This is a genomic window from Actinomadura sp. KC216 (assembly GCF_004348535.1).
In the GTDB taxonomy this organism is placed as follows: domain Bacteria; phylum Actinomycetota; class Actinomycetes; order Streptosporangiales; family Streptosporangiaceae; genus Spirillospora.
On record NZ_SMJX01000428.1, the window covers coordinates 1 to 5,866 of the forward strand.

At 72.4% G+C, this 5,866-nt stretch carries 4 protein-coding genes; all 4 read right to left on the reverse strand.

Features of this window, described 5'->3' with window-relative positions:
- Positions 1-21 precede the first annotated feature (21 nt).
- A complete protein-coding gene (gene mraY, locus E1264_RS39135; protein WP_132182059.1) occupies positions 22-1,083 on the reverse strand; it encodes a phospho-N-acetylmuramoyl-pentapeptide-transferase in 1,062 nt (353 codons plus the stop codon).
- On the reverse strand, positions 1,080-2,462 hold the full coding sequence (gene murF / locus E1264_RS39140; protein WP_132182061.1) for a UDP-N-acetylmuramoyl-tripeptide--D-alanyl-D-alanine ligase: 1,383 nt from the start codon (positions 2,460-2,462) through the stop codon (positions 1,080-1,082). Before murF ends, mraY begins: the two co-directional genes overlap by 4 nt.
- The gene (locus E1264_RS39145) at positions 2,459-3,994 is read right to left on the reverse strand and encodes a UDP-N-acetylmuramoyl-L-alanyl-D-glutamate--2,6-diaminopimelate ligase (protein WP_132182063.1); all 1,536 of its coding nucleotides are present in this window, start codon (positions 3,992-3,994) and stop codon (positions 2,459-2,461) included. The genes murF and E1264_RS39145 overlap by 4 nt, the downstream gene beginning before the upstream one ends.
- A gap of 105 nt (positions 3,995-4,099) precedes the next feature.
- A partial coding sequence (locus E1264_RS39150; RefSeq protein ID WP_347813450.1) for a penicillin-binding protein 2 occupies positions 4,100-5,866 on the reverse strand: 1,767 nt, incomplete at its 5' end.

Sequence of the window (5,866 nt, forward strand, 5' to 3'; positions counted from 1 at the left end):
GCACCCCCCGGTTCGCTCCGCTCATTCCTTGGGCATCCATTCCAAATAGAACAACCCGATGCCGATCGCCACGAACAGCGCGGACATCAGCCAGAAGCGCACGACGATCGTCGTCTCCGCCCAGCCGGACAGCTCGAAGTGGTGCTGCAGCGGCGCCATCTTGAACACGCGCTTCTTCGTCATCTTGAACCCGCCCACCTGGATGATCACCGACAGCGTGATCATCACGATCAGCCCGCACAGGATGGCGAGCAGGAACTGGGTGCGGGTGAGGATCGCGAGGCCGACCAGGACGCCGCCGAGGGCCAGCGAGCCGGTGTCGCCCATGAAGATCTTCGCGGGCGGCGCGTTCCACCACAGGAAGCCGAACACGCCGCCGAGCACGGCCGCGGCGACGACCGCGAGGTCGAGGGGGTCGCGGACGCTGTAGCAGTTGGGGGCGAGGGCGAAGTCGGTGCAGCTGTTGCGGAGCTGCCAGTTCCCGATGATCACGTAGGCGGCCAGCACCATCCCGGCGGGGCCCGCCGCGAGGCCGTCGAGGCCGTCGGTCAGGTTGACGCCGTTGGACATGGCCGCGATGAGCAGCAGCGCCCACACCACGAACAGGTACGGGCCGATCGAGGGGCCGAAGTCGCGCAGGAAGGACAGGTGGGGGGCCGCGGGGGTGATGTCGTAGCCGTTGGGGAAGCTGAGGGACCCGACGGCGAACACGACGCCGACGAGCACGATGCCGATCATCTTGGCGCCGCTGCGCAGGCCGAGGCTGCGCTGCTTGAACACCTTGATGTAGTCGTCCACGAACCCGACGAGGCCGAGGCCGGTCATCAGGAACAGCACCAGGATCCCGGAGATCGTCGGCTCGGTGCCGGTGAACAGGTGCGCGGCGGCGTAGCCGAAGAGCGAGCCGACGATGAAGACCGTCCCGCCCATCTGGGGGGTCCCGCGCTTGCTGGCGTGCGCCTCCGGCCCGTCGTCGCGGATCATCTGGCCGTAGCCGAGCCGGTTCATGATCCGGATCCACACGGGCGTGCCGACCATCACGAAGATCAGCGACACCCCGGCCGCGATGATGATGTTGGTCATCGGCCGTCCTCCGCGAGGACCGCCGCGGCGACCCGTTCGAGTCCGGCGACGCGAGAGCCCTTCACCAGCACGACGTCCCGCGGCTCCAGCCGCCCCGTGAGCGCGGCCACCGCCGCGCCGACGTCATCCACCTGCACGCACTCTCCCGTCCATGACCCGACCTGACGTGCCCCGTCCGCGATCGCCGCCGCGTTCGCGCCGACGACGACGAGGCCGGCGACCCCGCGCCGCGCGGCATGCTCCCCGATCTTGGCATGTTCCGCGGCGGACGATGCGCCGAGTTCGGCCATTTCACCCAGCACCGCGAGCGCGCGGCGGCCGCGGGCCATGTGCGCGAGGACGTCGAGCGCGGCGCGCGTCGAGTCGGGGTTGGCGTTGTAGGCGTCGTTCACCACCGTCACGCCGTCGGCCCGCTCGGTGACCTCCATCCGCCACCGGCTGACCGGCCCGGCCTCCGAGAGGCCCTCGGCGATGTCGGCGGGCGCCATCCCCGCCGCCCGCACCGCCGCCGCGGCGGCCAGCGCGTTCGGGACGGCGTGCGAGCCGACGAGCCGCAGCGCGACCGGGGCGGACCCCTCCGGCGTGACCAGCGTGAACGTGGCCCGGCCCTGGTCGTCGAGCGTCTCGTCCTCGGCGCGGACGGCGGCGCCCGGCGACCGGCCGAACGTGACGACCTCGCCTCGCGTGCGGGACGCCATCGCGGCGACCAGCGGGTCGTCGGCGTTGAGGACGGCGGTCCCGCCCGGCGGCACCGCCTCCACGATCTCGCCCTTGGCCAGCGCGATGTTCTCCCGGCTGCCGAATTCCCCGACGTGCGCGGTGCCGACGTTCAGCACCACCCCGACGTCCGGGCGGGCGATGCCGGTCAGGTAGGAGATGTGGCCGATCCCACGCGCGCCCATCTCCAGCACGAGGTGCCGCGTCGACCCGTCGGCGCGCAGCACGGTGAGCGGCAGCCCGAGCTCGTTGTTGAACGAGCCGGGCGGGAACACGGTCGGGCCGGCGCGGCCCGCGACCTGCCCGATGAGGTCCTTGGTGGACGTCTTGCCCGCCGAGCCGGTCACCGCGATGACGGTCACGTCCGGGAGCCGCTCCAGCACTCCCCTGGCGAGGCGTCCGAGCGCCTCCTGGACGTCGGGGGCGACGACGCACGGCCCGTCCACCGGGCGCTGCGCCAGCGCCGCCGCGGCCCCGGCGGCGAGCGCGCCGGACGCGAAGTCGTGCCCGTCCGCGCGCTCGCCCTTGAGCGCCGCGAACAGCGCCCCCTGCTCCACGGCGCGGGAGTCGATCACCACGGGACCGCTCACCGTGACGTCCGGAGGCCCGTGGAGGGTGCCTCCCGTGATCTCCGCGATCGTCGACAGCGGAAGTGGGATCACGCCTGCGTCCCGTCCCCTCTGGTCACCGTCGTATGGCGCCGGAGCGCCTCCCGGACGACCTCCCGGTCGTCGAACGGGTGCACCGTCCCCGCCACGTTCTGCCCCTGCTCGTGGCCCTTGCCCGCGATGACGAGCACGTCGCCGCGGCGGGCCCGGCTCACGGCCAGCTCGATCGCGGCCGCGCGGTCGGGTTCCACCACGATGTGCGCCCGCTCGGCCTGCGGCACCTTGAGCCCGCCCTCGACCATAGCGGCGAGGATCACGAGCGGATCCTCCGACCTCGGGTTGTCGTTGGTGAAGACCGCCCGGTCCGCCAGCCGGGCCGCGGCCTCGCCCATCAGCGGGCGCTTGCCGCGGTCGCGGTCACCGCCGCAGCCGATCACCACCGTGAGGACGCCCTCGGTGACGGGGCGCAGCGCGGTCAGCACGGCCTCGACCGCGCCCGGCTTGTGGGAGTAGTCGACGAGGGTGACGAACTCCTGGCCCTCGTCGACCCGCTCCAGGCGGCCGGGGACGCCGGGCAGGGACGCGACACCGCGCACCGCCGCCTGCAGCGGGATGCCCGCCTCGACCAGCGCCACGATCGCGGCGAGCGCGTTCGCGACGTTGAACGGCCCCGCCAGCCGGACCTCGCCGTCGGCCTCGATGCCGAGGGGCCCGACGACGCGGAACACGCTGCCGTCGGCGCCGACGCGGACGTCCTCGGCCCGCCAGTCGGCCGCCGGGTCGCCGGACGCCGAGAAGGTCGTCACCGGGACCGTGGCGACCTCCAGCAGCTCGCGGCCGTGGTGGTCGTCGAGGTTGACGACGCCGACGCGCGAGTACTCGGGCGTGAACAGCCGGGCCTTCGTGTAGAAGTAGTCCTGCATGGACGGGTGGTAGTCCAGGTGGTCCTGGGACAGGTTCGTGAACACCGCGACCTCGTAGGTCATCCCGCCGACCCGGCCCTGCTTGAGCGCGTGGCTGGACACCTCCATCGACGCTGCGCCGACGCCGCGCTCGCGCATCATCGCGAACAGCGCGTGCAGGTCGGTCGCCTCCGGCGTGGTCAGCGCGCTCGGCACCCGGTCGCCGCCGACCCGGACCTCGACCCCGCCGACCAGGCCGGTCTCGATCCCGGCGGCGCGCAGGCCCGCGTCCAGCAGGAACACGGTGGTGGTCTTGCCGCTGGTGCCGGTGACGCCGATCGTGGTGATGTCGCGTCCCGGCTCGCCGTACACCCAGGAGGCGGCGTCGCCGATCCGCGCGCGGACGTCCGCCACCACCAGCACCGGCAGGCCCGTCGCCGCCGCCCGGTCGTACCCGTCGGGGTCGGTGAGGATCGCCGCCGCGCCCGCCTCCGCCGCCTGCTCGGCGAACTGCGCGCCGTGTGCGCGCGCGCCCGGCAGGGCGACGTAGACGTCGCCGGGCAGCACCGCCCGCGAGTCGTGCGTGATGCCCGTCGCCGAGACCTCGTCCCAGCCTCCGCGCTCGATCCCGAGGAGCGCCGCGAGCCCGCTCAGCGGACGGGCCGGATTGGTGGTGGGACGCATGACGTTTCTTTCGGTGTGAGCGTTGTTCTCGGTGCGGGCGGGACGGGACTGCTGGTGCACGGGTCGTCGTGGTGGACTCACAGGCGAGGAGAGTACTCGCTGCGGTCAGTTTCGGGCGCGAATCTGGACGGTCGGCGGCCGGCTCCCCGTGGGCGGGATCTTCTCGGACCGCAGGGCGAAGCTCATCACGTCCTTGAAGACCGGCGCAGCCGCATCGCCACCATAGTGGCTGCCCCGCTTGGGATCCTGGAGGACGACCTGCACGACCAGCTGCGGATCGTCGGCCGGGGCGAACCCCGCGAACGACGCGGTGTAGCCGCCGCCCTCGTAGGTGCCGGTGCGCGGGTTGACGTTCTCGGCGGTGCCGGTCTTGCCCGCGACGCGGTAGCCGGGGATCTGGGCCTTGGGGGCCGTGCCCTCCTCGGTCGTCACGCCCTCCAGCATGTCGCTGATCTGCCGGGCCGTCCGCGCGCTGATGACCTGCCTGCGCGGCGGCTCCGGCGCGGGCGTGAACCTGTCGTCCTCGCCGACGGTGCCCTCGACGAGCGTGGGCTGGACGCGCACGCCGCCGTTGGCGATGGTCGCGTACACGCTCGCCATCTGCACCGCGTTCACCGAGACCGTCTGGCCGAACGCGATGGGGTACCGGTCGGTGCCCGACCACTGGGCGGGCGGCTTCAGCAGGCCGGGCGTCTCGCCGGGCAGCGGCAGGCCGGTCTTCTGCCCGAACCCGAAGTCGCGCAGCGTCTGGTGGAGCCGCTGCGAGCTGATGCTCTCGCTGGCCATGATGGTGCCGACGTTACTTGAGGTTGCGAGGACGCCGGCGAAGGTGAGCCGCTCGGTCGGGTGCGGGTGCGAGTCCTTGAACTGGACGTCGTACTTCCTGATCCTGTCGGGGACGGTGTAGGGGGTGTGCGGGGTGACGCCGCCGTGCTCCATGACGGCGGCGGCCGTGACGACCTTGCCGGTGCTGCCCGGCTCGTACGCCTCCTGGACCAGCGGGCTGCCCCACACGTCGGCGTCGGACTTCGCGTAGTCGTTCGGGTCGAACCCGGGCGCGGAGGCCATGGCGAGCAGCCGGCCGGTGCGCGGGTCCATGACGATGACGCTGCCGCTCTTCGCCCTCGTCGCCCTGACCTGCTTCTCGATCGCCTGCTGCGCCTTGAATTGCAGGTCGCGCTGGATCGTGAGGCGCACGCCGCGGCCGGGCTTGGACGGGCGCCGCTGGTCCTCGCCCATGGGGATGTGCTGGCCATCGAGGCTGATCTCGACCCGCTGCCAGCCCTTGCGGCCGGCGAGCACGCCGTTCATGGAGCTCTCCAGCCCCGCGGCGCCGTTCCCGGTGTCGTTCACGAACCCTATGACGCCCGCGGCGAGCGAATCGTTGGGGTACTCGCGGCGGTATTCCGGCAGTGTCCCGATTCCGAGGAGGTTCCACGACATGATCAGCCGGGCCTGGTCGGGCCGGACGCCGTGCGCCAGGTACACGAACCGGCTGTTGGGCTTGCTGATCTGCTTCATCACGGTCGCGGGGTCGAGGCCGAGCGTCGGGGCCAGCGCGTTCACGATGCCCTGCCGCTTGCCCGGCTCGATGATGTGCGGGTCGGCGAAGATCGCCCGCGCCTCCACCGTCATGGCGAGCGGGTGGCCCTGCGCGTCGGTGATGTCGCCGCGGATGGCGGGCAGCTCGATCTTCTGCAGCCGCTGCTGCATCGCCTGCTCGGAGTACTTGTCGGACTCGATCGTCTGGAGCTGGACGAGCCGTCCGGCGAACAGCGACAGCACGAACGCGACGACGAGCAGCCCGACGTTCAGCCGCTTGAGCGGGTCCCGCCGGTGGAAGGGGACGCGGGTCCGGGGGCCGCGGGGCGG